Annotated in this window: 29 protein-coding genes and 1 pseudogene; 13 read left to right on the top strand and 17 right to left on the bottom strand. The window is 61.2% G+C overall.

The features are described 5' to 3' along the window. Window positions 1–339 precede the first annotated feature (339 nt). A complete protein-coding gene (locus HBO23_RS13605) occupies window positions 340–927 on the bottom strand; it encodes an NUDIX domain-containing protein (protein WP_026013479.1) in 588 nt (195 codons plus the stop codon). Window positions 928–1,040: 113 nt separating this feature from the next. On the opposite strand from HBO23_RS13605, the gene HBO23_RS13610 reads away from it, so the two are divergent. After that, the gene (locus HBO23_RS13610; RefSeq protein WP_170038473.1) at window positions 1,041–2,180 is read left to right on the top strand and encodes a GGDEF domain-containing protein; all 1,140 of its coding nucleotides are present in this window, start codon (window positions 1,041–1,043) and stop codon (window positions 2,178–2,180) included. Here the strand turns inward: HBO23_RS13610 and HBO23_RS13615 are convergent. Then, a complete protein-coding gene (locus HBO23_RS13615) occupies window positions 2,159–3,028 on the bottom strand; it encodes an SDR family oxidoreductase (RefSeq protein WP_170038475.1) in 870 nt (289 codons plus the stop codon). The genes HBO23_RS13610 and HBO23_RS13615 overlap by 22 nt on opposite strands. Before the next feature lie 162 nt (window positions 3,029–3,190). On the opposite strand from HBO23_RS13615, the gene HBO23_RS13620 reads away from it, so the two are divergent. Continuing rightward, window positions 3,191–4,129: an alpha/beta hydrolase gene (locus tag HBO23_RS13620; RefSeq protein WP_017134483.1), complete on the top strand. Its 939-nt coding sequence runs from the start codon at window positions 3,191–3,193 to the stop codon at window positions 4,127–4,129. Window positions 4,130–4,321: 192 nt separating this feature from the next. Here the strand turns inward: HBO23_RS13620 and HBO23_RS13625 are convergent, their stop codons facing one another. Then, complete coding sequence (locus tag HBO23_RS13625; protein ID WP_170038477.1) at window positions 4,322–5,482, bottom strand: alpha-hydroxy acid oxidase; 1,161 nt, start codon at window positions 5,480–5,482, stop codon at window positions 4,322–4,324. 121 nt (window positions 5,483–5,603) lie between these two features. Between HBO23_RS13625 and HBO23_RS13630 the strand changes: the two genes are divergently transcribed. After that, window positions 5,604–6,389, top strand: coding sequence for a DeoR/GlpR family DNA-binding transcription regulator (locus HBO23_RS13630; protein WP_138450257.1), 786 nt, complete (start codon window positions 5,604–5,606; stop codon window positions 6,387–6,389). A 25-nt stretch (window positions 6,390–6,414) separates the two neighbouring features. On the opposite strand, the pseudogene HBO23_RS33855 reads toward HBO23_RS13630, so the two are convergent. The 3 genes and pseudogenes from HBO23_RS33855 to HBO23_RS13640 form a co-directional block, all read right to left on the bottom strand. Further along, window positions 6,415–6,614: pseudogene (locus tag HBO23_RS33855) on the bottom strand (DUF72 domain-containing protein); the annotation flags it as partial. After that, on the bottom strand, window positions 6,614–7,045 hold the full coding sequence (locus HBO23_RS13635) for a hypothetical protein (RefSeq protein ID WP_017134486.1): 432 nt from the start codon (window positions 7,043–7,045) through the stop codon (window positions 6,614–6,616). The gene HBO23_RS13635 and the pseudogene HBO23_RS33855, both read right to left, overlap by 1 nt. A 2-nt stretch (window positions 7,046–7,047) precedes the next feature. Then, window positions 7,048–7,272 (bottom strand): hypothetical protein, encoded by a 225-nt coding sequence (locus HBO23_RS13640; protein WP_017134487.1) that lies wholly within the window; start codon window positions 7,270–7,272, stop codon window positions 7,048–7,050. Window positions 7,273–7,485: 213 nt separating this feature from the next. Here HBO23_RS13640 and HBO23_RS13645 point away from each other — a divergent pair, with 213 nt between their 5' ends. Beyond that, entirely contained in the window at window positions 7,486–8,046 is a 561-nt protein-coding gene (locus tag HBO23_RS13645) for a type 1 glutamine amidotransferase domain-containing protein (RefSeq protein ID WP_138450255.1), read from the top strand. A 106-nt stretch (window positions 8,047–8,152) separates the two neighbouring features. Here the strand turns inward: HBO23_RS13645 and HBO23_RS13650 are convergent, their stop codons facing one another. Beyond that, the gene (locus HBO23_RS13650; protein ID WP_017134489.1) at window positions 8,153–8,356 is read right to left on the bottom strand and encodes a hypothetical protein; all 204 of its coding nucleotides are present in this window, start codon (window positions 8,354–8,356) and stop codon (window positions 8,153–8,155) included. Between the two features lie 201 nt (window positions 8,357–8,557). On the opposite strand from HBO23_RS13650, the gene HBO23_RS13655 reads away from it, so the two are divergent. Continuing rightward, entirely contained in the window at window positions 8,558–8,812 is a 255-nt protein-coding gene (locus tag HBO23_RS13655; RefSeq protein ID WP_170038479.1) for a hypothetical protein, read from the top strand. A gap of 1 nt (window position 8,813) precedes the next feature. Here the strand turns inward: HBO23_RS13655 and HBO23_RS13660 are convergent, their stop codons facing one another. From HBO23_RS13660 to HBO23_RS13670, 3 genes are all read right to left on the bottom strand, one after another. Then, window positions 8,814–9,386: a cytochrome b gene (locus HBO23_RS13660; RefSeq protein WP_017134491.1), complete on the bottom strand. Its 573-nt coding sequence runs from the start codon at window positions 9,384–9,386 to the stop codon at window positions 8,814–8,816. Window positions 9,387–9,643: 257 nt separating this feature from the next. Continuing rightward, on the bottom strand, window positions 9,644–10,186 hold the full coding sequence (locus HBO23_RS13665; RefSeq protein WP_170038481.1) for a putative natural product biosynthesis protein: 543 nt from the start codon (window positions 10,184–10,186) through the stop codon (window positions 9,644–9,646). Between the two features lie 62 nt (window positions 10,187–10,248). Beyond that, window positions 10,249–10,632, bottom strand: coding sequence for a DUF2946 domain-containing protein (locus HBO23_RS13670; RefSeq protein ID WP_017134493.1), 384 nt, complete (start codon window positions 10,630–10,632; stop codon window positions 10,249–10,251). 180 nt (window positions 10,633–10,812) lie between these two features. On the opposite strand from HBO23_RS13670, the gene HBO23_RS13675 reads away from it, so the two are divergent. The 4 genes from HBO23_RS13675 (at window position 10,813) to HBO23_RS13690 (ending at window position 14,828) form a co-directional block, all read left to right on the top strand. Further along, the gene (locus tag HBO23_RS13675) at window positions 10,813–11,421 is read left to right on the top strand and encodes an SCO family protein (RefSeq protein ID WP_017134494.1); all 609 of its coding nucleotides are present in this window, start codon (window positions 10,813–10,815) and stop codon (window positions 11,419–11,421) included. After that, on the top strand, window positions 11,421–11,897 hold the full coding sequence (locus HBO23_RS13680) for a copper chaperone PCu(A)C (RefSeq protein WP_017134495.1): 477 nt from the start codon (window positions 11,421–11,423) through the stop codon (window positions 11,895–11,897). Before HBO23_RS13675 ends, HBO23_RS13680 begins: the two co-directional genes overlap by 1 nt. Window positions 11,898–12,193: 296 nt before the next feature. Further along, window positions 12,194–13,822, top strand: a complete 1,629-nt coding sequence (locus HBO23_RS13685) for an argininosuccinate lyase (RefSeq protein WP_236447202.1) — start codon at window positions 12,194–12,196, stop codon at window positions 13,820–13,822. 91 nt (window positions 13,823–13,913) lie between these two features. Continuing rightward, entirely contained in the window at window positions 13,914–14,828 is a 915-nt protein-coding gene (locus HBO23_RS13690; protein WP_170038483.1) for a LysR substrate-binding domain-containing protein, read from the top strand. Here the strand turns inward: HBO23_RS13690 and HBO23_RS13695 are convergent. Further along, the gene (locus tag HBO23_RS13695) at window positions 14,782–15,717 is read right to left on the bottom strand and encodes a LysR family transcriptional regulator (RefSeq protein WP_170038485.1); all 936 of its coding nucleotides are present in this window, start codon (window positions 15,715–15,717) and stop codon (window positions 14,782–14,784) included. The genes HBO23_RS13690 and HBO23_RS13695 overlap by 47 nt on opposite strands. Window positions 15,718–15,803: 86 nt before the next feature. Here HBO23_RS13695 and HBO23_RS13700 point away from each other — a divergent pair, with 86 nt between their 5' ends. Next, window positions 15,804–16,835 carry an NADP-dependent oxidoreductase gene (locus HBO23_RS13700; RefSeq protein WP_170038487.1) on the top strand — a complete coding sequence of 344 codons (1,032 nt, stop codon included), beginning with the start codon at window positions 15,804–15,806 and terminating at the stop codon, window positions 16,833–16,835. On the opposite strand, the gene HBO23_RS13705 is transcribed toward HBO23_RS13700, so the two are convergent. Then, window positions 16,822–17,151, bottom strand: a complete 330-nt coding sequence (locus HBO23_RS13705) for a DHCW motif cupin fold protein (protein ID WP_017134500.1) — start codon at window positions 17,149–17,151, stop codon at window positions 16,822–16,824. The genes HBO23_RS13700 and HBO23_RS13705 overlap by 14 nt on opposite strands. 140 nt (window positions 17,152–17,291) lie before the next feature. Here HBO23_RS13705 and HBO23_RS13710 point away from each other — a divergent pair, with 140 nt between their 5' ends. Beyond that, complete coding sequence (locus HBO23_RS13710) at window positions 17,292–17,774, top strand: HIT family protein (protein WP_170038489.1); 483 nt, start codon at window positions 17,292–17,294, stop codon at window positions 17,772–17,774. A 206-nt stretch (window positions 17,775–17,980) separates the two neighbouring features. On the opposite strand, the gene HBO23_RS13715 is transcribed toward HBO23_RS13710, so the two are convergent. Then, window positions 17,981–18,445, bottom strand: coding sequence for a GNAT family N-acetyltransferase (locus tag HBO23_RS13715; RefSeq protein ID WP_017134556.1), 465 nt, complete (start codon window positions 18,443–18,445; stop codon window positions 17,981–17,983). Window positions 18,446–18,621: 176 nt separating this feature from the next. Between HBO23_RS13715 and HBO23_RS13720 the strand changes: the two genes are divergently transcribed. Further along, window positions 18,622–18,957, top strand: a complete 336-nt coding sequence (locus tag HBO23_RS13720) for a hypothetical protein (protein ID WP_099548712.1) — start codon at window positions 18,622–18,624, stop codon at window positions 18,955–18,957. On the opposite strand, the gene HBO23_RS13725 is transcribed toward HBO23_RS13720, so the two are convergent. Continuing rightward, on the bottom strand, window positions 18,947–20,560 hold the full coding sequence (locus tag HBO23_RS13725; RefSeq protein ID WP_170038491.1) for a hybrid sensor histidine kinase/response regulator: 1,614 nt from the start codon (window positions 20,558–20,560) through the stop codon (window positions 18,947–18,949). The two genes, HBO23_RS13720 and HBO23_RS13725, sit on opposite strands and share 11 nt — an antisense overlap. Window positions 20,561–20,674: 114 nt before the next feature. On the opposite strand from HBO23_RS13725, the gene HBO23_RS13730 reads away from it, so the two are divergent. After that, window positions 20,675–21,277, top strand: coding sequence for a response regulator transcription factor (locus HBO23_RS13730; RefSeq protein WP_170038493.1), 603 nt, complete (start codon window positions 20,675–20,677; stop codon window positions 21,275–21,277). A gap of 116 nt (window positions 21,278–21,393) precedes the next feature. Here the strand turns inward: HBO23_RS13730 and HBO23_RS13735 are convergent, their stop codons facing one another. The 3 genes from HBO23_RS13735 to HBO23_RS13745 all read right to left on the bottom strand — a co-directional run bounded on the left by HBO23_RS13735 (window position 21,394) and on the right by HBO23_RS13745 (window position 25,807). Beyond that, on the bottom strand, window positions 21,394–22,884 hold the full coding sequence (locus HBO23_RS13735) for an aldehyde dehydrogenase (RefSeq protein WP_170038494.1): 1,491 nt from the start codon (window positions 22,882–22,884) through the stop codon (window positions 21,394–21,396). A gap of 39 nt (window positions 22,885–22,923) precedes the next feature. Next, complete coding sequence (locus tag HBO23_RS13740) at window positions 22,924–24,303, bottom strand: APC family permease (protein ID WP_170038495.1); 1,380 nt, start codon at window positions 24,301–24,303, stop codon at window positions 22,924–22,926. Between the two features lie 121 nt (window positions 24,304–24,424). Then, window positions 24,425–25,807: an aspartate aminotransferase family protein gene (locus tag HBO23_RS13745; RefSeq protein WP_170038496.1), complete on the bottom strand. Its 1,383-nt coding sequence runs from the start codon at window positions 25,805–25,807 to the stop codon at window positions 24,425–24,427. Window positions 25,808–25,830: the final 23 nt, after the last annotated feature.

A 25,830-nucleotide genomic window follows, 5' to 3' on the forward strand; every position in this document is an offset into this window, starting at 1 on the left:
CAACCACTCAGGTCGGCTTTCAGGCCGCCGTGCTCTGCTTTTGATCTTGCTTTTGATCTGAGGCGCCCCGTTAACCACGATGGCCGAACGCAGGCTTGAATCCGTGGGTAACCCGGCAGGACGCCGGGTTAGCCGCGCTGGGCCAAGGATGGCCCATCGCGGCGGCCCACGGATTCAAGCCGGAGTGAGGGCACACCGAGCATTAGCGAGGTGCCGAGTGGTGGGGCGAAGACCTTTTGGTTACTTTTGGGGCGTTTGCCAAAAGTGACCCGCTGTAAGAGCGGAACCATAGGCCGCCGTGACCGCAGCAACGGATATGTACTCAATCAACCCACTCACTCACCAGCCATCTTTAAGCATCCGCAATTCCAGATGCTGCAACAGCATAATGGTCTTGCCATCGACAATCTCCCCACTCTGCACCATCGCCAGCGCCTGCTCAAACCCCAACTCCAGCACTTCGATATCCTCACCCTCCTCCTCCAGCCCGCCCCCCGTACCAATCTGATCCGCCTGCGTATACTCACCGATAAAAAAGTGAATCCGCTCAGTCACCGAACCTGGACTCATAAACGCCGCATAGATTTTTTCCACATGACCGACGCGATACCCGGTCTCTTCCTCAGCCTCCAGGCGAATACGTTCTTCAGGACTGGCATTGTCCAGCAACCCGGCAGCCGTTTCGATCAAGTAGCCGGGGTAATCGTTGACAAACGTAGGCATGCGAAACTGCCGGATCAACAGCACCGTGCGCTGACCACGGTTGTACAACAGGATGGTCGCGCCATTGCCCCGGTCATACACCTCACGAGTCTGGGCCTGCCAGCTGCCATCCTGGCGACGCAGGTCGAAGCTGTACTTTTTCAAGTTGTACCAGCTGTCTGAAAGGGTTTCTTCAGCGGTGATGCGAATAGGGCTGTTGTCCATGGTCGGGCCTTTGCTCATAGAAGCCGGGAGCATGTCGCGCCAGCAATACCAGCGTCAAGCGGCCTGCTTACGGATACAATCGCCACCCAAGAAGGATCGCCAGGTTCACGCCAATGATGCTGCACATCCCGACGCTATTGATGGTAGCCATGTTCGTGTTCGGCCTCATGGGCCTGCTCACGGTACATGCCTGGAGTCGTGGCCGCGAACCGACCCTGGGCTATCTGGGCAGCATGCTGCTGCTCGCCGCCCTGGGCACCGGGCTGATTGTGGTGCGCGGCGTGGGCATGGACTTTGTCGCGCTGGTCATCGGCAACGTGGTGCTGCTGCTCAGCGCCGCCATGAACTGGACCGCCATGCGCACCTTCGTGCAACAAAAACCCAATGTACCGGGCATCCTCGCCGGCGCCGTCCTGTGGTTGGTGATGTGTTTGGTGCCGCCGTTCTATGGCTCGCTGTCGGCGCGCGTCACCCTGTATTCACTATTGGCTGCCGGCTACGGAGTGCTGTCGGCGCTGGAGCTGTGGCGCAAGCGCAAAAGCCTGGAAGTGGCCTACGTGCCGGCCCTGGTGCTGACGTTGTGGCACACCGGTTTTTATGGCGTGCGCGCTTTTACCGACCCTGGCCTGCCGATCAACAGCGAACGGGCCTCGGAGAGTGAAAGCACGCCGTTTTTTGCATTCATGCTGTTTGAGTCGATGCTGTACGCCATCGGTATCGCCTACGTCACCTTGGCGATGGTCAAGGAGCGCGCCGAGTTGCGCTTCAAGGCCGCCGCCTTCAGTGACGCGCTGACCGGCATCGGCAACCGCCGCGCCTTTATGCTCAAGGGTGAACACCTGCTGCACCGCCATCAATGCGCGGCCCTGTTGCTTTGCGACCTGGACCACTTCAAACGCCTGAACGACAGCTTCGGCCATCCCATGGGCGACCAGGCGTTGATTGCCTTCAGCCAGGTGCTGCAGGACGCGTTACGCAACGAGGATGTGTTCGCACGCATTGGCGGCGAAGAGTTCGCCTGCCTGTTGGCAGGCAGCGATGAAACCGATGCGTTGGCAGTGGCCGAGCGAATCCGCCTGGCATTTGCGCGGTTGGAATTGCTGGCGCCGGGCTTTCTGAGCGTGAGTATCGGCATCGTCACCACCCAGGCAGCGGGCAGTGACTTATCGCATTTATTGTCCCAGGCCGACCAGGCGCTGTACCTGGCCAAGGCGCAGGGGCGTAATCGGGTTCAACTGGTCACGCCGGCCTGAGCCAGCGGCTGCTTGATGCGCGACCACGCGGCGGCGACTTCTTGCGCATTGGCCGCCTTGATGCGTGCGAGATTGCGCGGGTACTCCACGCCTGGGTTTTCGGTGAAGCGCGCGGCGGTGAATTGACCATTGCTGGCGCGCAGGATGTAGCCCGTGTCCTGACACTGCCCAGAGGCCAGGAACACTACGCCCGGCGTCACCCACTCTGGCTTGAGTTCATCCGGTTCGTCGGTCACGCCCCACATGCGCGTCTTGGCCACCGGCGAGATCGCGTTGACGTTGATGCCGGCCTCGGCGCCTTCATGGCTCAGTGCATTCATGATGCCCAATTGCGCCATCTTGCCGGCGCTGTAAGCCACCAGCCCGGTTTGCTCGTACTCCACGTACATGGCGCGGTCGGAGGTGGTCAGGATAATGCGCGGCGCCGCTGAGCGCAGCAGGTGCGGCCAGGCGTGCTTGCACAGCCAGAGCGGCGCGTAAAGGTTGATGTCCATGGTGCGCTGGAGGAACGCGGCGTCGAGGTCGGCGATGTTCTGGTAACCGACCCAACCGGCGTTATGGATCAGGATATCGAGCTGGCCGTAAGCCTCGATGGTGAAGCTGATCAGTTGTCGGCAACCCTCGTCCGTAGACAGGTCGCCGCCATGCCCGAGCACCGCCAGCCCTTCGGCCTGCAAGGCTGCGGCCGCCGCGTGCACCACCGATGCATCAGTGCCGACGCCTACCTTGTTGGCGCCGATATCGCTGATCACCACCCGCGCGCCACCTTGGGCCAGCGCCCGTGCATAACTGAGGCCCAGCCCGCGCGCGCCGCCGGTGATGATTGCCGTTTTGCCGGTGAAATCCATGTCTGTGCTCTCCTGTTCGGCCGCCCACCCTAACAACCCGAGCAGAGGTTGTTCAAGGCAGCAACACTTTGCAAGCAATCCCCCTCTACGGCCGTCGAATTAATGCCTGCCGGCCCACGCCATCTGGTAAAACGCCTGCTTCGCCTTTGTCCTGGAACCTTCATGTCCTCTCGTTTTCTGTCCCGCCTGGGCCTGCGCTGGGTTCCCCTGCTGTGCATGGCCATCCTGATTGTCGGCCTGCCGGTGGGCTGCGCCGTGCTGCAACACAAGGAGCGTGAGCTGGTGTTTCGCATCGAGCCGGGCACCGCCGGCTGGTACACCGGCCTGCCCAAGGCGGTGCAGGAATTCGATATCAAGCCGGCCAGTTTCAAATCGGGGCAGAATCTGCACGGCTGGTGGTACCCGGCCGGCCACAAGGATGCGCCGGCGATCCTCTACCTGCACGGCGTGCGCTGGAACCTTACCGGGCAGTTGTTTCGCATTGAACAGCTGCACGCGCTGGGCTTCTCGGTGCTGGCCATCGACTATCGCGGGTTTGGCCAGAGCCACGGTGATTTGCCGTCGGAAACCAGTGTGTATGAGGACGCGCGCATTGCCTGGGAACGTTTCCAGATATTGCAGCCCGACCCCGGCAAACGCCTGATCTACGGGCATTCGCTGGGCGGCGCCGTGGCTATCGATCTCGCCGCTGAGCTGAGCAAACAAACGCCTGTGCCGGTGCGCGGGCTGGTGATCGAGTCCACCTTTACTTCCCTGGGGGATGCGGCCACCGCCGTGGCCAATACCTCATTGCCGGTGCGTTGGCTGCTGTCGCAGAAATTCGATTCCATCGACAAGATTGCCGACGTGCACATGCCGCTGCTGGTGGTGCACGGCCTGGCCGACCAGTACGTGCCACCGCGTTTCAGCCAGCAGTTGTTTGAAGCCGCCCAGGAGCCCAAGCGGTTGCTGCTCGTACCCGGCGCCACCCACAACAACAGCATGAGCCTGGCGGGTCGCAGTTATGGCCAGGCCCTGGAAAAACTCATGCAGGCGAAGATGCCAGCAACGACGCCAGCAACCATCGCCACGCACTCCACAGGTCGCGACGGCGAGTCGTAATAGCAGTTTTCGGCACTGGGTTCGCGCTTGGCTGTCAAGCGCCAACCCTGCCCATACTGGTCCAAAATAGAATCTGATCAAATATTAACCGAAGGTTAAATCGCCAACCCTGCCGGGCCTTCGCAAAGTTATCCACAGAGATACCCACGGTTTTCGTGGACAACTCTTTTTACTTTTTTACGATTTTTTTGCTCAGCAAACCCCTGTGGGAAAGCTACCCGGCAGCAAAATCTCGCGATTCACATCGCGTATATCGTTATAGCCACACAGTGCCATCGACACATCCAGCTCGCGGGCGATGATGTCAAGCGCCTTGGTCACACCGACTTCACCCAACGCGCCCAAACCATACAAATGCGCCCGGCCGATCATGGTGCCTTTGGCCCCCAATGCGATGGCCTTGAGCACGTCCTGGCCGGAGCGAATGCCGCCATCGAGCCACACTTCAATCTGCTCGCCCACAGCCTCTGCAATCGCCGCCAATTGGCTGATGCTCGACGGTGCGCCATCGAGCTGGCGCCCACCGTGGTTGCTCACCACCAGCGCATCCGCACCGCAATTGGCGGCCAGCCGCGCGTCTTCCACATCCAGGATGCCCTTGATAATCAGCTTGCCGCCCCAGCATTGCTTGATCCATTCCACATCGTCCCAGCTCAGGCGCGGGTCGAATTGCTGGCCGATCCAGGATGACAGCGAAGTGATATCGGCCACGCCTTTGACATGCCCGACGATATTGCCGAAGCCATGGCGCTTGGTGCCGAGCATGCCCGCCACCCAACGCGGCTTGGTCAGCATATTGAGGATATTCGGCACAGTCAGCTTGGGCGGCGCCGACAAGCCGTTGATCAAGTCTTTGTGGCGTTGGCCGAGGATCTGCAAATCCAGAGTCAGCACCAACGCGTCCACACCGGCAGCCTTGGCGCGCTCGATCAACTGCTGCATAAACACGCGATCACGCATCACATACAACTGGAACCAGAACGGTTGGCCAACGTGGGCGGCGATGTCTTCCAGCGAACAAATGCTCATGGTCGACAAGGTATAACGCACGCCAAAAGCGGCAGCCGCGCGGGCAGTGAGGATCTCGCCATCGGCATGCTGCATGCCCGCCAGCCCAGTGGGCGCCAAAGCCACGGGCATGGCCATGTCCTGGCCGATCATGCTGGCGCGGATTGAACGCTCATCGATATTGCGCGCCACCCGCTGACGAAATTGGATGCGGGCAAAATCGCTTTCATTTGCCCGGTAAGTGCTTTCAGTCCAGGAGCCGGAGTCGGCGTAATCGTAGAACATCCGTGGGACACGTTTTTGCGCGAGCCTGCGTAAATCTTCGATGGTTGTGATCAACGGCATCTAGGTCACCTCTCCCTGAACTGAGCCTGGAGAGTAACCGCCCATCGGCTTGGTAACCAGCCATTGCGTTTGCGTGGACGGGTGATTAATCTTGCACAAACACGCAAAAAGACGCACAAACATGCATAACACACATCAAGCTATCGACCTGCCTTCATTGCGCAAACAGAAGATTTTGCTGCTGCTGGAGCGCGACGGCAAAGTCACTGCGTCAGAATTGGTCGAGCACTTCGCCGTGTCCCAGGACACCATCCGCCGCGACCTCGGCGAACTCGCCGCCGCCGGGCTGCTGCAACGCGTACACGGCGGCGCCCTGCCCCGGCCCAAAGACACCGGCAAGGATTTTTTCACCCGCGTCGGCGAGACCAACGAAGCCAAGCGCCACCTCGCGCAACTCGCGGCGGACCGCGTAGAAGACGGCCAGATTGTGCTGTTCGATTCGGGCTCAACCACGCTGCGTATTGCCCAGTCATTGCCGCACGCCATTCGCCTGACGGTGGTCACGCCGTCACCGATGATTGCCATCGCCTTGGCGGACCACCCAAATGTCAAAGTGATTTTGGCCGGTGGCCAGATCAACCCGGCGACCCTCTCCACCAGCGGCCACGAAGCTGTACGCCTGATTCAGAGCATCCAGGCAGACCTGTTGTTTACCGGTGTCTGTGCATTGCACCCGCAAGTGGGCATCACTTCGCTGCACTTCGATGAAGTAACGGTCAAACAAGCCCTGCTCGACAGCGCCTCCCACGTGGTGGCCGTGACCATGGCCGACAAGCTCGGCGCGGTAGAACCCTTTGTGGTGGCGCCGTGCAGCCGTATTCATACGCTGATCACCGAGTGGCATGTGCCGAGTGTCGAGGCGTATGAGCAACTAGGCCTGGAAGTGCTGCGGGTAGAGGTCGAGTAGCAACAAGCCATCGGTCACGGCGTGATTGAATCAGCAGGCAGCCCAGTTGCTCCCCCAAGTTCAAGCAGTGTTCAAGGAACTCATCCAGTACCGTCTCGCAGTGCTGCAAGCGCAGTTCATGGGTGATGCCCTGGGCGCCTTGACCGAAAACCGAACGCCCGCAAAGTCCGGCCAGTGTGCGCGCGGCAGACTCCAGCCGGCACAGCGCACGAATAGCGGTGCCATCAAAACAGAACCTTGGCCGCGTCACGCATGAAAATCTCGATGGTTTTTGGCCCCACGCCGTCGAATTCGGCCAGGCGTTTTTCGAAGGCCTCACGGTTTTCGCTGGCGCTGCGCATGTGGCTGATCTTGCCCGCGTACTCGGCATTCAACTTGGCGCTGAGGTCCAGCAGACGCTGCGCTGTGCTTTCGTCGTAACGCACGTAATGGGCACGCCCGAGCATCGAAACCAGCTCACGCGACGTGCAATGTTGCAACTTGCGTGCAGTGTCGCGGCCCTCTTGCTCCACGATCACCTTGTAAGCCTGCGCCGCGATGGGCGCCTGAATACGCTTGCCCATCAGGAAGCTGGCGATAAACCACTTGAACAGGCTGGCATCATCGTCGGGCGCAAGCTCAATGCCCAGTTCAGACGCCGTGATCGAACGGGCCATGCTCAGTGGCCCAGCTTGCGCTCGGCCTTGGCAGCCTGCTCGTTGATGGCGTCAGTCTGGCGTTCGGTGTCCTTGATCGACGTGGGCGTCAACACTTTGTCCACGGCTTTGGTCTTCGGGTTGGGCTGTTCCAGCGTCTGCCCCTTGGCAGGTTGTTGACGGCCTTTCTGGGCATCTTCAGAGCTGATGGGTTCCGGGGTTTTGTCGACAGTCTTGGGATCGGTCATGGTGAGTCTCCAGGCAATAGAAGGCCCGCAAAAAGCAGCAGGCGTCTATGCAGCAGAGGCCAGCGATTTTCGATAGTTCAGGATTTTTGCAGGTCGGCCCTCCTCGAAAACCACCCAAGAAAAAAGTCCAAATTAATTTAAACCTTTGCCGCCCACGCTCGATCCACTCTCCCACACCGCATGATTAATCCATCCAGCAGGAGAGACTCGACCATGAGCTCACAACTCAACGGCAAGAACATCCTCATCATCACCTCCAACACCGGCATCGAGCGCGACGAGCTGCTCAAGCCTCTGCAAACATTGCGTGGCTATGGTGCGACGGTGACGCATGGCTCCAGCAAAGGCGGCACCGTGCAGACGTTCGTCGGCGACACCGAGAAGGACCAGACCGTGGAATCCGAGGTCAAGCTGTCGCAGGTGCTGAGCAGTGACTTCGACGCGCTGGTGATTCCCGGTGGCACCGTGAATGCCGACACCCTGCGTCAGGACGCGGCCGCATTGAAGCTGATCAACGACTTCGTCAAAGCCGGCAAAACCGTCGCCGCCATCTGCCACGGGCCATGGGCGCTGATCGATGCCGGCGTGATCGAAGGCAAGACGCTCACCGCATACAAGAGCGTGCGCATCGACCTTGAAAACGCCGGCGCTGCAGGCGTGGTAGATGCCCAGGTCAAGGAGTGCAAGGCCAATGGCTGGACCTTGATCACCTCGCGCACACCGGATGACCTGCCGGCATTCAACGAAGCGATTGCCAAGGCGGTCGCGGGATAACGGGCAGGCTTGAACGCAAACAGGCGCCCGGGGGCGCCTGTTTGCTGTGTGGCTTGTGTTCAGTGTTTACGGTGCTATTTATGGTGCTGGTTATTTACGGTGCTATTTATTTACGGTGCTGGGCCATCTCACGTTTTGGCCCGAACATGGCCCAGGCAATCAGCCCGAACAACGGCACAAAAATCAGAATGATCAACCACAACCCCTTGGTCTCCCAGCCGCCGGTGCTGCGCAACACGATGTTGATCGCCCACAATTCCAACGCCAGCAAAATCACCGCCAGCACGATCCAGATATAGTCTATTTGCATGCATCACCTCCTGAGGTCGTATGCATTAGGTCAAGGGATCGGCGTGAGGGTTCATTAAAAATGTCGGTTCATGGCCTTTCGTCGTGGCGGCGAAAAAAATCAAAACTTTGCCGGATCCCCTGCACTCCCAATTAATGCCTCCCTTCGGATTCAGAGCAAGGGCAGCTTTTGACAGGTGAAGCATGGAAAAGGATTCTCGTCATGAAGACCGGTATTTCCTGCAAGATCGTGTTAGTGATTTGCCTGACCGGGTGCTTGGCAACCCCCGCCTACGCAGCCTTCGGTGATGCCGTACCCGGTTCGGCCCTGCCTCCGGGCACCTACCCCAGCAGCCCGTCGGAGAGCAACAAAAAAGCTGAAACGCCGCCAAAGGAAAAGACCTCCTCCAGCGGCACGTCAACTCAGCAGCAAGGCGGGAAGAAAACCCAGAAAAAAGCCCCCAAAAAAGGCCGTTGACCTAGCGCCATAACCGGCGGGCGCCTCCCGTCATGCGTCGCAACACCTGCGGATTGCCGCGCAGAGAATGCACGATCACCATGCCGATATGACCGACGATCAACACCAGCATTGTCCAGCCCAGCAAGCTATGAAAATTGCGCCCCAGGTCAATCATCCACTGGATTTTATCGCCCTCGAAACCCGCCATTATCGGCAGGCCAAACGCCGAAAACTCACGACCGGAGCCGTACTGGCGTACCAGCCCGATAACAGGGATAAGGAACATCAGCGCATACAGCACAGCATGCCCGACAGCAGCCGCACGGTTGAAACTCGGCGGGCGGTTGTGCCGGTTCAGCAGGTTCCAGCCGGCTCGCAGTATCAGCAGCACCAGCAAAAGCAGGCCCGCCGACTTGTGATACGGCCATAGCCACTTGTCCAGCGCAGAATCGGAGGACAGGAAGTGGACAACCGCCGAGCAATAACTCCAGGCAAACACAATTGCCATCAACCAATGCAAGGCCCGACTGACCGGGTCGTAGCGGTCGCTCGCGCAGAAGGAATGGGGCATCTCATCAGAAGTTTTCGTCATCTCAGCCTCTTATTAGTCTGTGCATTACAAAGACCGTGAAGATGGCATTCCCGGCAAAAAAATAGAATTGATGAGGATGCCCGCACGGAACATCAGGCCGTTTCCTACGAGATAATGGGACGCTCTTGTAGGCGGCGCGGTCAGCCCGTAAGAAAGAGCGAGGGCTGCTGCGCAGCCCAACGCAGGGCAAGCCTGCTCGCCACAGTGACGATGATCGTTCTGGAGCCACAGTGTCACCCAATGGGTTCGCCAGAACCTCAAGGCACCGGCAACCAGCCGCGGAAACCGTTTTTGGCCAGCGGGCACCAGGCAAAGTCGCCTGCCGGGTCCGGCAGTATCTGATGCTCAACGCCCGCCAAGGCGCTGCCCTTCCAGTCGAACACCCTTGCGTCTCGCCAGGCCAGGACCACGCCCTGGGCGTGGCTTTCATCGGCATTGATCCAGCGTGCTGCCGCGGCCGCCATAAAGGCTTCGATCGGCTCCTCATCGATGCGCGTCCGATACGAGGACGCCAACAGCCAGCGGCACACATTCAGGTGATAGGTCCAATCCTGGGCGACCTGGTTGCGATAGGCCCAGGTCATAAAGCTGCGGAACAAGTTCAAGCCCTCCGGCGGGTCGAGCTTGAGCAGCGCCGGGCAGATATCGAACAAGGTGTGCCAATACGGCAACAGGCGTGCATCCAGGTGCACGAAGCAGCGCGAATTGCTCGGGTATTCGGGGCGCAAGGGTTCCGCGCGCAAACGCCGGGATGCCTTGCTGACCAGGCGGCTGGCGCCTGCTGGCAAAGGTGGGTTCATGAAACGCACTCACAGTCGTGACGATAGAACGCCTCCTGATCACAGGAAGCCCAAGGCACACGTCAGAAAGTGGGGGAAGCGCGAGGGTTGGCCGACGGCCAGCAATAGCGTGGCGGTGCCTTGTTGCGCCGTTCATGGGCCGGGCGCGGGGTTTGCCCAAGGCCGAGCAGCCAGGCCAGGCCGATCATGAACACGATGGCCACGGTCACGGCCGCGCACACCGGGCAGGCAAAGTAGTTCGAGATGTTGCTGGAGGCCGTGTTTCCTGACCCTTTGTCGGAAAGCGGCGCCTGGCTGCCGTCCACCGAACAGAACGCCCCGCCGATACCATTGAGCTGCAGGCCCATCATCTGCCCATGCCCCAAACCGCAGACGAACAGGTTCATCAGCACGCAGAAGTACAGGGCCCAGGCGATCAGTGAACGGTCGGGGTGGCTCAATTTCATGGCGGCGACTCTACCACCGAAGCCGCAAAAGGATGAAGCGCCACGCGCCCCTGTGGCAGAACGTCGCAGATTACGTGGGCTGGCCGGGGTTGGTAGACTGTGCGCCCGCATCATTACTCCTTTTCAAAGCCTGAACTGTAGATCCAGAGCAATGCAGGCGTTTCACAGGATGCACAGTTGATGAGTACGTTATTCACCCGCCGCAAAGTGCTGACCGGTATGGGCCTGCTGGGCCTGGGCAGCCTGCTGGGCGGCTGTGACTACAGCCCCAAGCTGAATTTCAAGTACGGCAAGGACCTCAGTGACAAGATCATGGGCCGCACCTTCAAGCTCAAGAACACCGACGGCGAAACCGTCACCCTGAGTTCGTACCGTGGCCTGATGCCGGTGGTGTTCTTCGGCTTCACCCAATGCCCGGCCGTGTGCCCCACCACCCTGGCCCGTGCCGCCCAGGCCAAGAAGCTGATGGGCCGCGATGGCAAAATCATGCAGGTGGTGTTTATCACCCTCGACCCCGAGCGTGACACACCCGAATTGCTCGACCGCTACGTCAAGGCCTTCGACCCCAGCTTCGAAGCGCTGTATGGCACCCCGGAAGAAATCGCCGTGGCCGCCAAGGAGTTCGGCATCTTTTATGAAAAGATCCCGGCCGGAGACACCTACACCCTGTCCCACACCTCCACCAGTTTCGTGTTCGACACCCGCGGCAATCTGCGCCTGGGCCTGTCGGCATCCCTTACCGCTAAAGAGTGCGCAGAAGACCTGCTCACCGTCATGGAGGTCTGCTAATGACTGCCGTTCAAACCCTCAAGCGCCTGACATTCGGCCTCACCTTGCTCGGCCTCGCGGCGCACGCCAGCGCCCAGGTTCAGGTCAGCGATGCATGGGTACGCGCGACCGTGGCGGGCCAGACCTCCAGCGGCGCGTTCATGACCGTCACCGCCGACAGCGACAGCAAATTGCTCAGCGTGAAGTCGCCTGTGGCCAAGGACGTGCAGATTCATGAGATGAGCATGAAGGACGACGTGATGCGCATGGGCCCGGTGGATTCGGTGGCCCTGCCTGCCGGTAAAGCGGTCAAGCTCGACCCGGAGGGCTACCACGTGATGCTCATGGGCCTCACCGGCCAGATCAAGCAAGGCGACCAGGTGCCGTTGACCTTGACCGTGGAAAACGCCAAGGGTGAGAAGCAGACCGTTGAAGTAACAGCCCCTGCCCGCGCGCTGACCGATATGGGTGACATGGACCACAGCAAGATGCACTGAAAACCGCTGATGAAGGTGGGAGCTGGCTTGTCGAATCGTCGCACCGCTGCGATGGCATCAACTCGGTGTGCCTGATGTACCGAGGTGTCTGCATCGCAGGCAAGCCAGCTCCCACAGAAAAGCAGTTCGCGGCGCACACAAATGTGCTTTTGATCTTAATCTGGCAAGCGCTATTAGCCATATCCAAAACCTCTGCCATCAACACTTTCTATATATTTTCAATCTACCCGCACACCCGCTAGCCTGATTGCGCCGCAACGACGGCCCATAATTCCAACAATAAATCAGGTGTCTCTGTGAACAACACATCCCCCCAACGCGCTGTGAAAAGCCTGCTTTCCCTTGCCGTGGCCTTTGCCCTGTTCAACAGCCTCAGCGCCTATGCCGCCAACACCGGCGAGCTACCCTGCACCACCACCGAACAATGCGCGGCCCAAGCGGCCAAGGTCGGCGCCACGCCCGACAGTTCCCAAACCGAGCGCAAGGCCAAGGGCGACCCCACCCAGACCCAATTCGCCTGGCTCAACCGCATCAACAAAGCCTCGATCGTGATGCTCACCGAAGAAGGCATCGTCAAGCCTGAGATGGGCCAGAAGATCGCCGGCGGTGTGCGCTACGCCATCGCCCAGGCCGAGCAGCCCGGCGGCACGCGCCCCAGTGATGTGCTGCAACTGGAAAAAATCATGACCGACAAGATCGGTCCCGAAGCCTCCTTGATCCACTCCGGCCGCAGCCGCCAGGACATGCTTGCCACCTACCGCCTGGCCGCCCTGCGCAGCCAGGTGCTGGCCTACAGCGAAGCGCTCAACGCCACACGCCAACGCCTGCTGAACATCGCCGACAAAAACGTCGACACCCTGGTGCCCGCCTACACCAACGGCGTGCAGGCCATGCCCATCAGCTATGCGCATTACCTGCTGGCCTTTGAAGCCGCGTTCGACCGCGACGGCCAGCGTATCCGCGAGCTGTACACACGCCTTAACCAGAGCCCGATGGGCACCGCCGTGCTGGCGAACTCGGCGTATCCGCTGAACCGTGAGCGCCTGGCCGAGCTGCTGGGCTTTGATGGCGTGCGCGAGAACTCGCTGGATTCCAGCCAGGTCTCGACCTATGACATTCCCATCGAAGCGGCCAATATGGCGTCATCGTCCGCCATCCGTGTGGGCGCGATGATTGGCGATATCCACACCCAGTATCATCAGATTCGCCCCTGGCTGTTGCTCGATGAGGAAGCCACCTACACCAGCAGCGCCATGCCGCAAAAACGCAACCCGGGCTTGCTGATGCGCGCGCGTGAGAGTGCCTCTGACGTGGTGGGTCTGGCCCAGGCCGTCACCTTGCGCGCGCATAACGTCACCACCGGCATGACCGACTACAAGTTCGCCTTCGACTCGCTGGGCGTGTTCCGCTCGACCCAGGAGATGTTCCACAGCCTCGACGCGGTGCTCGACGCGCTGCAGATCAACCCGCAGCGCGCGCTCGAAGAACTGGAGTCGGAATGGACCACCTCGATGGAACTGGCCGACACGCTGGAGCGCCAGTACAAAGTGCCGTTTCGCATCGGCCACAGCTTTGCCTCGCTGATCGTCACCGAAGCGCGCAGCAACGGCACCACGCCGAAGACCTTCGCCTATGCCGACGCGCAGAAACTGTATAGCCAGGCGGCGGACAAGTACAAATGGACGCCCAATACCCTGCCGCTCGATGAAGCAGGTTTTAGAGCGGCGCTGTCGCCCACCAACATGGTCCAGACCCGCAAAGGCACCGGCGGCCCGCAGCCACAGGAGGTCAAGCGCATGCTGGTGGAGGCGCGCAAGACGCTGCAGGCTGATCAGCAGTGGCTCAAGGAGCGGCATGAAAAGCTCAAAGGCGCCGAAACCCATCTCGACCAGGCCTTCGACAAGCTGGCCGACAGCAAACGCTGAACGGATTGTGGTGGTCGCAGGCTTTGGGCATATTGACGGCCGGGCTGCTTGCGGCCGCCCACCACTGCCTCTTGTCACGGGATAGGCCACCATGGAACTTCGCCATTTACGCTATTTCATCATGGTGGCCGAAGAACGACATTTCACCCGTGCCGCCGCACGCCTGAACATGCAACAACCGCCCCTGAGCCAACAGATTCGCGCCCTGGAGCAGGAGCTGGGGTTCGATCTTTTCAAGCGCCACCCCAAGGGCGTGGACCTGACGGCCGGTGGCCTGGTGTTTCTTGAAGAAGCCCAAGCCATTTTGGCGCGTGTTGAGCATGGCGCACTCAAGGCCTCCCGCGTGGCCCAGGGCATCGAGGGCACCCTGGCCATCGGCTTCACCAGTTCGGCCGCCGCCCACGCGCTGATCCCGCGCATCATCCGCGCCTACCGCGAGCACTACCCGGCGGTAGAGCTTTCGATCAATGAAGGCAGCGCCCGGGAATTGACCGAGGACGCCATCGAAAAGCGCATCGACGTCGGCATCCTGCGCGCCCCGGTCAGTACCCATCAAAGCCTGACCTTCCACCGCCTGCTCAACGAAGAAATGCTACTGGTCCTGCCCACCGGCCACCCATTGCTGGCTGCCGCCGACAGCGCCATCCCCATTGGCGCACTCAAGGACGAACGCTTTATTCTGGTACGCCGCCCTGGCGCGCCGGGCATGTACGCCAACTTGATCACCGCCTGCCAGAACGCCGGTTTCGAACCCAGGATTGCCTTTGAAGTGGAACGCATGCTGACCAACGTCAGCCTGGTAGCGGCCGGCGAAGGCATCTCCGTGGTGCCGGCGTCGATGCGCGATGTGCACCGTGACAGCGTGGTGTATTGCCGAATCAAAGACGCCAGGCCCAAGCTGCTGGCGCCGATTACGCTGGTGCGGCGCGCGTTTAATCCGTCGGCGCCGTTGCAGAATTTTATTGGGCTGGCGCGGGAGTTGGGGGCGGTGTATCGCAAAGGCTGAGACCCTTCACCCTCGGTTGCGTCATCAAATGAAACCCCTCGCTGAGCAATTCGACCGTGGCACGGATGCTTTCGGTCTGGCGCGGCACCGCGAACAACCCATAGTTGACGCTCAATGCGGCATTGCCAGCGGGCGCCAGCGCAATCACGCGCATGGTGTGCGGGTTGATATTGTCGGCAGGCAACAGGGCAACGCCCAAACCGTTTTCGACAGCCGCGCTGATCACACCGACGTTCGGGCTGGTGACGGTCACGCGAAAGTCGCGACCGGCCGCCAGTAATGCGTCGAACATCAAGCGTCGCCACGCGCAAGGCTCGGCGTACACGATCACGTCCAGAGGCAGCGCCGGATCGACTTCATCGTCAATCGCGCACACCCAATAAAGCGGCACATTCCAGGTGCGCACCGGGTCGGCGGCGAATACCGAGCTGACGCCGATGGCCACATCCAACAGGCCGTCGTGCCAGCGCTGCGCTAACGCATCGCCGTGGTCCACGGTGATTTCCATGTGCATATGCGGGCAGGTGCGGCGCAAACGGCCCAGCGCCGCCGGCAAGGTAGTGACCGCCACGTCTTCGGACAAGCCCACGCGCACAGTGCCCATCACCGTACGCTCCTTCAGGCGTGTGGCGACCGTTTCACCCAGGGCCAGGATGCGTGTGGCGTAGCTGAGCAACAACTCACCCTCGGTGGTGGGCACCACGCCACGCCCAGTTCGGCGCAGCAGGCGTTGCCCAAGCAGCTCCTCCAGACGGCGAATCTGCGCACTCAGGGCCGATTGCGCCCTGCCCGCCTGCTGGGCGGCGCCACTGAGGCTGCCGTGGTGGCACACCGCAACGAAAGTGCGCAGCAAATACGGTTCGAAGGCATCGAATATCATGTTTGGCATAACTCTGAATCAACTGTTATGAGCCTACCTTGATAGCTTGCCCATGGCTACGCTGCTCAGCCTGTTCAATCAGTGAGTAATACGCCATGAACCACACCGAAAACACACGCATCGTTTTGGCCGCACGCCCCGACGGGCGCCCGACAACCAGCGACTTCCGCCTGGAACACTCACCGGTCCCCGAACCCGCCGACGGCGAAGTGTTGCTGGAAAACCTCTACCTGTCCCTCGACCCCTATATGCGCTGGCGCATGAGCGCGGCCAAATCCTATGCCGAGCCGGTGGGCATTGGCGAAGTGATGGTGGGTGGCACCGTCGCGCGCATCAAACAGTCGCGTCACAGCGATTGGCACGAAGGCGATACAGTGCTGGCCTACGCCGGTTGGCAGCGTTTTGCCTTATCCAACGGCCAGGATTTGCGCCGCCTCGACCCCAGCATCGCCCATCCCACCACTGCTCTCGGTGTACTCGGCATGCCGGGGTTTACCGCCTACGCCGGGCTGCTGAATATCGGTAAGCCAAAACCGGGCGATACCGTCGTGGTGGCAGCGGCCAGTGGCGCAGTCGGCTCGGTGGTCGGCCAGATCGCTCGGCTGCAGGGTGCCCGCGCCGTGGGGATCGCCGGCGGCGCCGACAAGTGTGCTTTCGTGAAGGATGAACTGGGCTTTGACGCAGTCATCGACCACCGCGCCCCGGACTTTGCCGAGCAACTGGCCAAGGCCTGCCCGGACGGCATTGATGTGTACTTCGAAAACGTCGCCGGGCCGGTGTGGGACGCGGTGCGCCCACTGCTCAATAACTTCGCGCGGATTCCGGTGTGCGGGCTGATCGCCCACTACAACGACGGCGCTATCCAGCACGCACAGGCCGACCGACTGCCGGCGACGATGCATGACATCCTCGCCAAGAGCCTGACGGTGCGCGGGTTTATCCAGACCGAATTTGTCGACCAACAACAAGACAGGTTCTTGCAGGAAGCTGCGCAGTGGATCGCCGAGGGCAAACTGAAATTTCGCGAAGACACCATCGACGGTCTGGCGCAGGCACCTGAAGCGTTTATCGGGCTGCTGGAGGGGCGTAATTTCGGCAAGTTGATCGTGCGCCTCAATCCACAATAAACAGCTTCGCGCCACTGTGGGTGGATGAGCGATGGCCTTCCATGTCATTGCCCACCTGGTAACTCATCCCGGCCGTCAGCGTGAACTGGCGGCCGTCTTCCAATTCCGTGTGCAATTCCCCTTCAAGACACAGCAATACATGCCCGCGCCAGCACCAGTGATCGGCCAGATAGCCAGGGGTGTACTCGACCATGCGCACGCGGGTGGTGCCGAAGTGGCAGGTACGCCACAGGGCATTGCCGGTAATGCCCGGGTGAAGTTCCGGCTCGACGGTGGACCAGTCGGTGGTGCCAAACGGGACAGCGGTCAGTTCCATGGTGGGCTCGGTTGTCAGTTAACGTGGCACGACACTATCCGCCTGGCACACGCAGCGACAGACACAGATCACCAGCTTTTGTGAGATACAGCCGCCCATGCTTGTTATCCTGCCCACCCGGCTCTCATGGACGCATGCGCATGCAGATCGACCCCGCCTTCATCCTTCATGAAACCGAGCACTGGTTGCTCAATCATCATCTGACCTCAAAGCTGCCGGGCTACCTGATGCTGGGCGCCAAAGCGCCGATCGACTCCCTGGCGGCTATGCCCGAGGCCGCGTTGGCTGAACTGGGTGGCCTGCTCGCCAAAACCCAACGGGTGATGGAGGCACAGCTGCGGCCGAAGTGGCTGTATATCAGCCGCTACGGACACATGCCGGGCTTGCCGCTGCACTTTCACTTCATCCCGGTGCATGACTGGGTGGAGCAGGCGTTTTGGCGAGATGAGCGCTATCGGGTGCTGCAAGGTTTTGGCTCAAAGGAACAAGGGCTGACCGATGGGGCTGAGCTGACGCTGTTCGTATGGCGCGAATTTGGCGAGAGCCTTACACCGCCGCCCGTCCAAGGTCCCACCGTGGAACAGGTTATTCAAACACTGCGCACAGCCTTCGGCGCCGAATGAAATCAACGGTGGGAGCTGTCGAGCCCCGGCGAGGCTGCGAAGGCGGCGGCACTGGCGATACATAAGTAGCCTGACCCACCGCTTTCGCAGCCTCGCTAAAGCTCGACAGCTCCCACAGGGGATCGGCTGTGTTGGTTAGATCTCAGTTCGCAGGGCCATCGCGACATACACAAATCCCCCAGCGACAAGCTCAACTGTGGCAAGAGTCAAAGCCGTTTTACCATTGGGATACACGCCAACGCCAACCCCGAAGGCGAGTGATACACCGCCTGCTCCTCACCCACATACCCGCAGGCCCGGTAGAAACTCGCCGCATTCAACGTCGCGTCCAGCACGACCTCTTCAATCGCCAGTTCCCGCGCGAGTTTTTCCAGGTGATCCAGCATGGTCTTGCCGTAACCTCGGCCAGTAAACGCCGGCAGCACAAACAGCGCGCCCACTTCGTTGTTGTCCAGATCGAGCATGCCGGTGGCGACCGGTACGTCATTGACCCAGCCCAGGTAAAACGGCTTGTCCATCAGTGTGTCGTAACCGTCTTCGGCGCTGCCGCGTGTCCACAGCGCCATTTGCTCGGCGGTGTAGGCGCCGATGCATTGGCTGCGGATGGCCAACAGACGAATGTCGAACGCCGCCTGGGCGTCCGCTTGGGTGGCGCGTTTGATCGCTAGCATTGCTCTCTCCATCCATGACCTCACCGTGCCATTAGCACACTTGTGCTAATCGACCCCTTTACCCGGCGGCGCTATATTCCTCGGCACTTCCAACGCTCCCCCCGGCACCGCACACCTGTTGCGCGAGGGTGCATTGCGCGTTGGAAAAACCAAAACAATCCCAAGGAAGAAGCATCATGAACCTGCACGCTCCCGTTACCCGTCTCACCCTGCTCGGCGCCCTGATCATCGGTGTCGCCGGTTGCAGCAACGTCAAGCCCAGCGAAGACCATCTCAAGACGCTGTCGGAAACCAACCTCGGTGAACCGGTCAAGCGTATCTCCAATGTACGCAGCGACTCCATGACCACCTACTACATCGCCAGCGCCGCCTCCGGCGATTACAACTGCTCAGTGCCCAGCGGTGCCAGCGGTGGCATGTTTGCCGTGGCCAGCTTTGGCCTGATGAAGCCTGCCGCCTACTGCCAGCCCAAGGGCGCTCGGGGCAATGGCCTGATGCCGTTTAACCAGTAACGCCCGATTGGCTGAGGTCACGCAGCGTGCCGCGCAGTTCCGCAGGCCGCACCGGTTTGGACAGAATCGCGATCTGGCGGTCGTGCAAGGCCGCCTGGATTTTCTCCACGTCGTGGCCGGTGAGGATCAGCGCCGGCACCGCCCAGCCGCGTTGCTCGCGCAGGGCGTCGATGCACTCGATGCCGGTGGCGTGGTTGCCCAGGTCGTAGTCGGCGACGATGATGTCGCAGTCGCTGGCCAGGCCTTGCCCGCTGGATTCGGCCTGCACCTCGCAGCCCCAGCGCTCCAGCAAGGCCTGGGTGGCCAGCAGCACGTTGTGGTCATCTTCCACCAGGCAGACTTTCAAACCCGTCAGCAGGCCGGCCTGGCGCGCGTCGTCGCGCGCAGCCGGTTGGCGTGGCGCCGTCGCCAATGCCAGGCCATGCAGGCTCACAGAGGTGCCATGGCCCACCCGTGATCGCAGGCTCACTTGCACCCCCATCAATTGCCCCAGGCGCTTGACGATGGACAGCCCCAGGCCCACGCCTTCGACGTCCTTGTCGCGCAGTTGGCGGACCCGATAAAACTCTTCGAAGACCTTCACCTGATGCTCCTCGGCAATACCGCGCCCCTGGTCATGCACCTCCACCGACAACCCGCCGTCGCGCACGCGCACGCCGATCAGCACGGGACGTTGTGCGCCGTATTTAAAGCAATTGGAGAGCAGGTTTTGCACCATCGTCGCCAGCATCGCGGGGTCGACCTGCACCCAATGCGCACACGGGCGCAGGCGCAGTTGCACCCCGGCCCAATGCGCCGCTTCGGCGTGTTGGCGCACCAGGTCGGCGAGAAATTCGCCCAAGTGAATCACCTGGTACTTGGGCAACAGCCTGCCGTTGTCGAGGGTGTAAAGGTCGAGAATCGAACGGAACAGCTGCGACACGTTGAGCAACGAGCGGTCGATATTGTCCACCAAGCGCTGCTCAGCCTCGCCCAACTGCGCTTCACGCAAACAGGCGGTGAACAGGCCGATGGAGTGAATAGGCTGGCGCAGATCGTGGCTGGCCTGAGCCAGGAAGCGCGATTTTTCCAGGTTGGCGGCGATGGCTTCTTCGGAAGCCTTGCGCGTGCGCTCAAGCAAGATATGCGCGTACACCGGGATCACTGTGCTGGTGATCATCAGCATCAGCACCATGAACGGCTGCGCCTGCCACAGTGGCGTCAGCCGGTACACGATCAGCAGCGCGAGCAAGGCCAGGCCGGTGGCAATCGCCAGGTAGCGCGAGCCGTAGCGCATGCCGTTGCCCAGGTTGACCCACACCATCACCGCATACAGTGGCAATGCCGGTTCGCCGCCCACCACCAACCCGAACGAGGTGCCGGTGTAGTCGTGGATCATGCCGAATATCCGCCGCGCCGGGTAATGCCCGGGCCAGCGCGCGATCACCTGGCGCAACGCGATGGAGACCAACAGGAACGCGACGATATACAGGATCACCGGCAAGTAGGTGTCGACCGACTGGCCCGGCAAAAAGCCCAGCGCGCCGATGTAGACAATGGCGATGGCGGCCACCACGATGCGCAGGTTGGCCTGGTCGAGTTCGGAATTGGTCTCATGACTCATGGGGGACGTCCTTGTGCGGCATTCGGTCTATCCTTTGCGCGCCAGAGGCGTCCCTGTGGCGCGGTGCTAAAGTAGCATGCCAATGCACACCCATGCCCCAGGAAGGAGCACGCCATGACCTGCCGAATCATCATAGCCGACGACCACCCGATGTTTCGCGAAGGCATGTTGCGCACCGTGCAGCGCCTGTTGCCCGAGGCCGTGGTGCAAGAGGCCGGCGACCTCGATGCGGTGCAGGCGCTGATCCACGCGTGTGGCGACATCGACATGCTGATCCTCGACCTGCGCTTCCCGGGCCTTACCTGCATGAGCCAACTGGCCGACCTGCGCCAGCAACTGCGGCGCACCACCTTGATCGTGGTGTCGATGGTCGATGACCCGGCGCTGATCGATCAGGTCATGGCTCTGGGCGCCGATGGCTTTATCGGCAAGAACATCACCCCCGATGAAATCGGCCAGGCCCTGTTGGCGATCCGCGAAGGCGAAGTGCTGGTCAAGTTTTCTCCCTCCGGCCTGCTGCCGCTGGGCACCCACACCCTCACCGCGCGCCAGCAGGAAGTTCTGCGCCTGATCGCCCAAGGCAAGACCAACAAGGAAATCGCCAAGGCCCTGGCGATCTCGCCGTTCACCGTGCGCATCCATGTGTCATCGCTGCTGCGCAGTTTGAAAGTGCCCTCGCGCGCCGCGGCGGCGGTCAAGTATTCCGGGGAGTTCTAGGCGTTTTCATGGCCTGGGCGATGCCCTGGCGGCGGTAGTCCGGCAGCACCAGCAGGTGTTGCAGGAAGCTGCGCCGGCCACGCACCCATGAATACACGACCGGCTGACCGCTTCGGCTATCGCAGCGCAAACCAGGTGGTTTTCAGCTGCGTGTACTTGTCGAATGAGTGCAGCGACAGGTCACGCCCGAACCCGGACTGCTTGCCACCCCCGAACGGCACCGCGACATCCAGGGCGTCGACGGTGTTGACCGACACCGTGCCGACATTCAACGCTCGCGCCACCCGATGCGCGCGATTGAGGCCATCACTCCAGACCGAGGCCGCCAGCCCGTAGACGCTGTCATTGGCTTGTTGCACCGCTTGCTCTTCAGTGTCAAAGGCGCTGATCGCCAACACCGGGCCAAACACTTCATCGCGCGAGAGCTGCATGTCGCCGGTCACCTCAGCAAAAATCGTCGGCTGGATGAAGTTGGAGGAGCCATTCATGCTCACTTGCTCGCCACCCGCCAGCAGCTTGGCGCCCTCGCCCTGGGCCTGATTGATCGCCCTCATGATGCGGGCGGTTTGCTCACTGTCGACAATGGCACCGGCAGCGCTGCCAGGGTCCAGCGGATCACCCGGCATCCAGGCACGCGCCTTGGCAATCACACGCTCGACAAATTCATCATGGATGGAGCGTTGCACATACAGCCGCGAGTTGGCCGAGCACACTTCGCCCTGGTTGAAAAAAATCCCGAAGGCCGCTTTCTCGGCCGCCAGGTCCAGGTCATGGCAGTCGTCAAACACCAGGTTCGCGCTCTTGCCGCCACACTCCAGCCACACCTGCTTCAAGTTGGACTGCGCCGAGTACTGCATAAAATACTTGCCGACCTGCGTGGATCCGGTGAACACCAGGCAATCCACGTCAGGGTGCAGCCCCAGCGCCTTGCCGGCACTTTCGCCGAGGCCCGGCACCACATTCAAAACCCCTTCCGGGATACCCGCTTCCAGGGCCAGTTGGGCCAGGCGCAGGGCCGAAAAGGGTGACTGCTCGGCGGGTTTGAGCACCACGCTGTTACCGGCCGCCAACGCCGGTGCGAGCTTCCAGGCCGCCATGTCGAGTGGGAAATTCCACGGCACCACCGCCGCAACGACGCCCAGTGCTTCACGGGTGATGGTCGCCAGTGCGTTGTTCGCGGTGGGCGCGACTTGATCGTAGAGTTTGTCCAGCGCCTCGCCGTACCAGGCAAATACATTCGCGGCGCCGGGCACATCAATGTTGTAGGCGTCCATCACCGGCTTGCCCATGTTCAGCGAATCCAGGAGGGCCAGCTCTTCGCGATGGGTCATCAGCAACTCGGAGAGCCTGATCAGGATTTTCTTGCGCTCAACCGGCGGCATACGCCGCCAAGGGCCGCTTTCGAAAGCCTGGCGGGCGCTGCGCACGGCCAGGTCTACTTCTGCGTCACCACAGGCGGCCACACGCGCCAGCAGCTGGTGGGTGGCGGGGTTGATTGCATCAAAAGTCTCCCCGCTGGCTGCGCTCACGGGTCGACCACCGATCAAGGCGGTGTCGATAAAGGTCTGGCGGGCAACGCGTTGTTGCCAGTAATGAAGGTCGAACACGGTGTACTCCCAATGAAGGTCGATGGACAGGCGAAGGTTTTATTCCGCGATCTGCAGTTCAGGCATCTTCACGCGCAAGCCGCGCGTGATCCCCAGCAAACAAATAAGGCCAACCCCCATCCAGCACAGGCCGATGGTGAAGGACAAGCTCGACAGGCTGGTCCACAGCCAGACCGTGCTGAGGAACCCCAGCGCCGGCAGCGCGGCGTACAGCAGGTAATTACGGGTGCCGCGTAACTGCTGGTCGACCACGTAATGCTTGATCACCGCCAGGTTCACCGCCGAGAACGCGAACAGCGCGCCGAAGCTGATCATGTTGGCCACCGTGTCCAGGGTGATAAACAGCGCAATCAGCGAGAACAGGCTGACCAGCACAATCGCGGTGGCCGGCACGCGTTTTGTCGTCACCAGCTTGCCGAGCACGCGAGGCAGCGCGCCGTCGCGGCCCATGGCAAACAACACCCGCGACACACTGGCCTGGGAGACCATCGCCGAGGCGAAACAGCCGGCCACATAAGTCGCGGTAAACGCCGTCACCAGCACCTCGCCACCGACCCGGCGCATCACATCCACCGACGCCGAATCCGGGTCGGCGAACGTGTTCCATTCCGGGAAGACCATTTGCGCGAAATACGACACCAGCAAAAACAGCAAGCCGCCAAATAGCGACACCACCATGATCGCCAACGGGATGGTGCGGCGCGGGTTGGGGGTTTCCTCGGCCATGGTCGACACCGCATCGAAGCCCAGGAACGACAAACACAGCACCGCGGCACCGGCCATGATCAAGGGGGCGCTGAAGCCTTCATGATGGAATGGCGCCAGCAGCGAAACGGGCGCCGGCTGACCGCTGAGGTTGTGTACCGACAGCGCCACGAACACCACGATGAACACCAACTGGGCCACGATCAGGATCCAGTTGACCCGCGTGATGGACTCGATACCGACCAGGTTCAGCGTGGTTACCAGCGCAATCGAGCCGAGCACCCACACAAATGTCGGCACCGCCGGGAAGTACTCGGACATGTAGATGCCGATCAACAAATAACTGAGCAGCGGCAAAAAGATGTAGTCGAGCAGCAAGGTCCAGCCGGCGATAAAACCGAAATACGCACCAAACGCCTTGCGTGTATAGGAATAGACCGAGCCGGAAAACGGATGCGCCTGGACCATGCGACCATAGCTGTAGGCGGTCAGTAGCATGGCCGCCAGAGTCAGCATATAGGCGGTCGGCAAGTGCCCCTTGGTCATCTGCGTGACCAGCCCGTAGGTGGTAAAGACCGCCAGCGGCACCATGTAGGCCAGGCCGAACAGCACCAGCCCGACCAGCCCCAGCGGCTGGCGAAAGCGCCGCGTTGAAGCGGCTTTGGTTGAGGTGTGATGGGAGGGAGTTTCGGCCACGCTTGTTATTGTATTCATGGGTGACTCCTGGAAAGAGGGATGCGGGCCATCGCGGCAGTCGATAACCTCGCTGCCGTTCAAGCCGTGTCTGATGGAGATTGCCCGCCACCCCGCACCTGAGGGTGGTGGGCAGGTCACTTCAGAGTTTTCCCGCGATCCGTGCGGTGCGGTCTACCGCAATCCGGGTCTTGTCGACCAGCTCATCCAGCTCTGAGCGCGTGGCCACCAGGGCCGGCGCCATGATCATGCGGCCCAGGGTCGAGCGGATGATCACGCCCTCTTCAAAGCCAAAGGTGCGGCACTGCCAGGCCAGGTCGTTTTCGTTGGCAAAGCGTTTGCGCGTGGCCTTGTCTTCGACGAACTGCAACGCCCCGAGCAGGCCTGTGCCCTGGATCTCACCGATCATTGGGTGGTTGCCGAACACGTCGTGCAGCAGTTGCTGCAAGTACGGCCCGGTGTCGTCCTTGACCTGGCGCACGATGCCTTCATCGCGCAGCGCCTTGAGGTTGGCCAGCGCCACCGCCGCCGCCACCGGGTGGCCGGAATAGGTCAGCCCGTGGGCGAACACACCGCCCTGCTCCACCAGCGCCTCGGCGATGCGTTTGCTCAGCACCAGGCCGCCCATCGGCAGGTAGCCCGAGGTCAGGCCCTTGGCGATCGACAAGGTGTCGGGCTCGAAGCCGAAGTGCTGATGGGCGAACCATTCGCCGGTACGGCCAAACCCACCAATCACCTCATCGGCGCACAGCAGCACATCGTATTGGCGGCAAATGCGCTGGATTTCAGGCCAGTAGCTTTCTGGTGGGAAGATCATGCCGCCCGCACCCTGGAACGGCTCGGCGATAAAACCGGCGACATTTTCGGCGCCCAATTCCAGAATCTTTTCTTCCAATTGCAGCGCGCAACGACGGCCAAACTCGGCCGGTGTCAGCTCGCCGCCATGGGCAAACCAATACGGCTCGTCGATGTGCGCGACGTCGGGAATCATGCCGCCCATGTCGTGCATGAACTTCATGCCGCCCAACGCAGAGGCTGCCAGGGTTGACCCGTGATAGCCGTTCCAGCGGCCGATCATGATTTTCTTCTGCGGTTGCCCGACCACTTGCCAGTAACGGCGCACGGTACGGATCAACACCTCATTGGCCTCGGAGCCGGAGTTGGTGTAGATCACATGGCTGTAGTGCCCCGGCAACAGGCTGAAGAGCAGCTCCGACAGCTCGATCACCGCCGGGTGGGTGGTGTGAAAGAACATGTTGTAGTACGCCAGCTGGTCCATCTGCGCGGCGGCGGCGGCAGTCAGGTCGCGGCGGCCATAACCGAGCTGGGTACACCACAGGCCGGACATGCCGTCCAGGTAACGCTTGCCTTCGCTGTCCCACAGGTACAAGCCCTCGCCGCGCACCATCACACGCGGGCCTTCGGCGTTCAGCGCCTTCTGGTCGACAAACCCATGGATATGGTGGGCCGCATCAGACTGCTGGTAATCCTCGGTGCGACGGTTGATTTGGGCGGGTAGGTTCATGGTTTCTCTCTCTTATTGGTCGT

The organism is Pseudomonas sp. WS 5532 (genome assembly GCF_012985445.1).
GTDB classification, from domain to species: Bacteria; Pseudomonadota; Gammaproteobacteria; order Pseudomonadales; family Pseudomonadaceae; genus Aquipseudomonas; species Aquipseudomonas edaphica.

Coding starts and splice junctions, on each gene's coding strand:
- HBO23_RS13710 (WP_170038489.1), top strand. CDS start 17,292: ATGCAGATCGACCCCGCCTTCATCCTTCATGAAACCGAGCACTGGTTG.
- HBO23_RS13650 (WP_017134489.1), bottom strand. CDS start 8,356: ATGCAAATAGACTATATCTGGATCGTGCTGGCGGTGATTTTGCTGGCG.
- HBO23_RS13745 (WP_170038496.1), bottom strand. CDS start 25,807: ATGAACCTACCCGCCCAAATCAACCGTCGCACCGAGGATTACCAGCAG.
- HBO23_RS13725 (WP_170038491.1), bottom strand. CDS start 20,560: ATGAGTCATGAGACCAATTCCGAACTCGACCAGGCCAACCTGCGCATC.
- HBO23_RS13690 (WP_170038483.1), top strand. CDS start 13,914: ATGGAACTTCGCCATTTACGCTATTTCATCATGGTGGCCGAAGAACGA.
- HBO23_RS13630 (WP_138450257.1), top strand. CDS start 5,604: ATGCATAACACACATCAAGCTATCGACCTGCCTTCATTGCGCAAACAG.
- HBO23_RS13645 (WP_138450255.1), top strand. CDS start 7,486: ATGAGCTCACAACTCAACGGCAAGAACATCCTCATCATCACCTCCAAC.
- HBO23_RS13700 (WP_170038487.1), top strand. CDS start 15,804: ATGAACCACACCGAAAACACACGCATCGTTTTGGCCGCACGCCCCGAC.
- HBO23_RS13680 (WP_017134495.1), top strand. CDS start 11,421: ATGACTGCCGTTCAAACCCTCAAGCGCCTGACATTCGGCCTCACCTTG.
- HBO23_RS13625 (WP_170038477.1), bottom strand. CDS start 5,482: ATGCCGTTGATCACAACCATCGAAGATTTACGCAGGCTCGCGCAAAAA.
- HBO23_RS13705 (WP_017134500.1), bottom strand. CDS start 17,151: ATGGAACTGACCGCTGTCCCGTTTGGCACCACCGACTGGTCCACCGTC.
- HBO23_RS13620 (WP_017134483.1), top strand. CDS start 3,191: ATGTCCTCTCGTTTTCTGTCCCGCCTGGGCCTGCGCTGGGTTCCCCTG.
- HBO23_RS13640 (WP_017134487.1), bottom strand. CDS start 7,272: ATGACCGATCCCAAGACTGTCGACAAAACCCCGGAACCCATCAGCTCT.
- HBO23_RS13730 (WP_170038493.1), top strand. CDS start 20,675: ATGACCTGCCGAATCATCATAGCCGACGACCACCCGATGTTTCGCGAA.
- HBO23_RS13660 (WP_017134491.1), bottom strand. CDS start 9,386: ATGACGAAAACTTCTGATGAGATGCCCCATTCCTTCTGCGCGAGCGAC.
- HBO23_RS13695 (WP_170038485.1), bottom strand. CDS start 15,717: ATGCCAAACATGATATTCGATGCCTTCGAACCGTATTTGCTGCGCACT.
- HBO23_RS13665 (WP_170038481.1), bottom strand. CDS start 10,186: ATGAACCCACCTTTGCCAGCAGGCGCCAGCCGCCTGGTCAGCAAGGCA.
- HBO23_RS13670 (WP_017134493.1), bottom strand. CDS start 10,632: ATGAAATTGAGCCACCCCGACCGTTCACTGATCGCCTGGGCCCTGTAC.
- HBO23_RS13715 (WP_017134556.1), bottom strand. CDS start 18,445: ATGCTAGCGATCAAACGCGCCACCCAAGCGGACGCCCAGGCGGCGTTC.
- HBO23_RS13720 (WP_099548712.1), top strand. CDS start 18,622: ATGAACCTGCACGCTCCCGTTACCCGTCTCACCCTGCTCGGCGCCCTG.
- HBO23_RS13605 (WP_026013479.1), bottom strand. CDS start 927: ATGGACAACAGCCCTATTCGCATCACCGCTGAAGAAACCCTTTCAGAC.
- HBO23_RS13615 (WP_170038475.1), bottom strand. CDS start 3,028: ATGGATTTCACCGGCAAAACGGCAATCATCACCGGCGGCGCGCGCGGG.
- HBO23_RS13655 (WP_170038479.1), top strand. CDS start 8,558: ATGAAGACCGGTATTTCCTGCAAGATCGTGTTAGTGATTTGCCTGACC.
- HBO23_RS13635 (WP_017134486.1), bottom strand. CDS start 7,045: ATGGCCCGTTCGATCACGGCGTCTGAACTGGGCATTGAGCTTGCGCCC.
- HBO23_RS13740 (WP_170038495.1), bottom strand. CDS start 24,303: ATGAATACAATAACAAGCGTGGCCGAAACTCCCTCCCATCACACCTCA.
- HBO23_RS13610 (WP_170038473.1), top strand. CDS start 1,041: ATGATGCTGCACATCCCGACGCTATTGATGGTAGCCATGTTCGTGTTC.
- HBO23_RS13675 (WP_017134494.1), top strand. CDS start 10,813: ATGAGTACGTTATTCACCCGCCGCAAAGTGCTGACCGGTATGGGCCTG.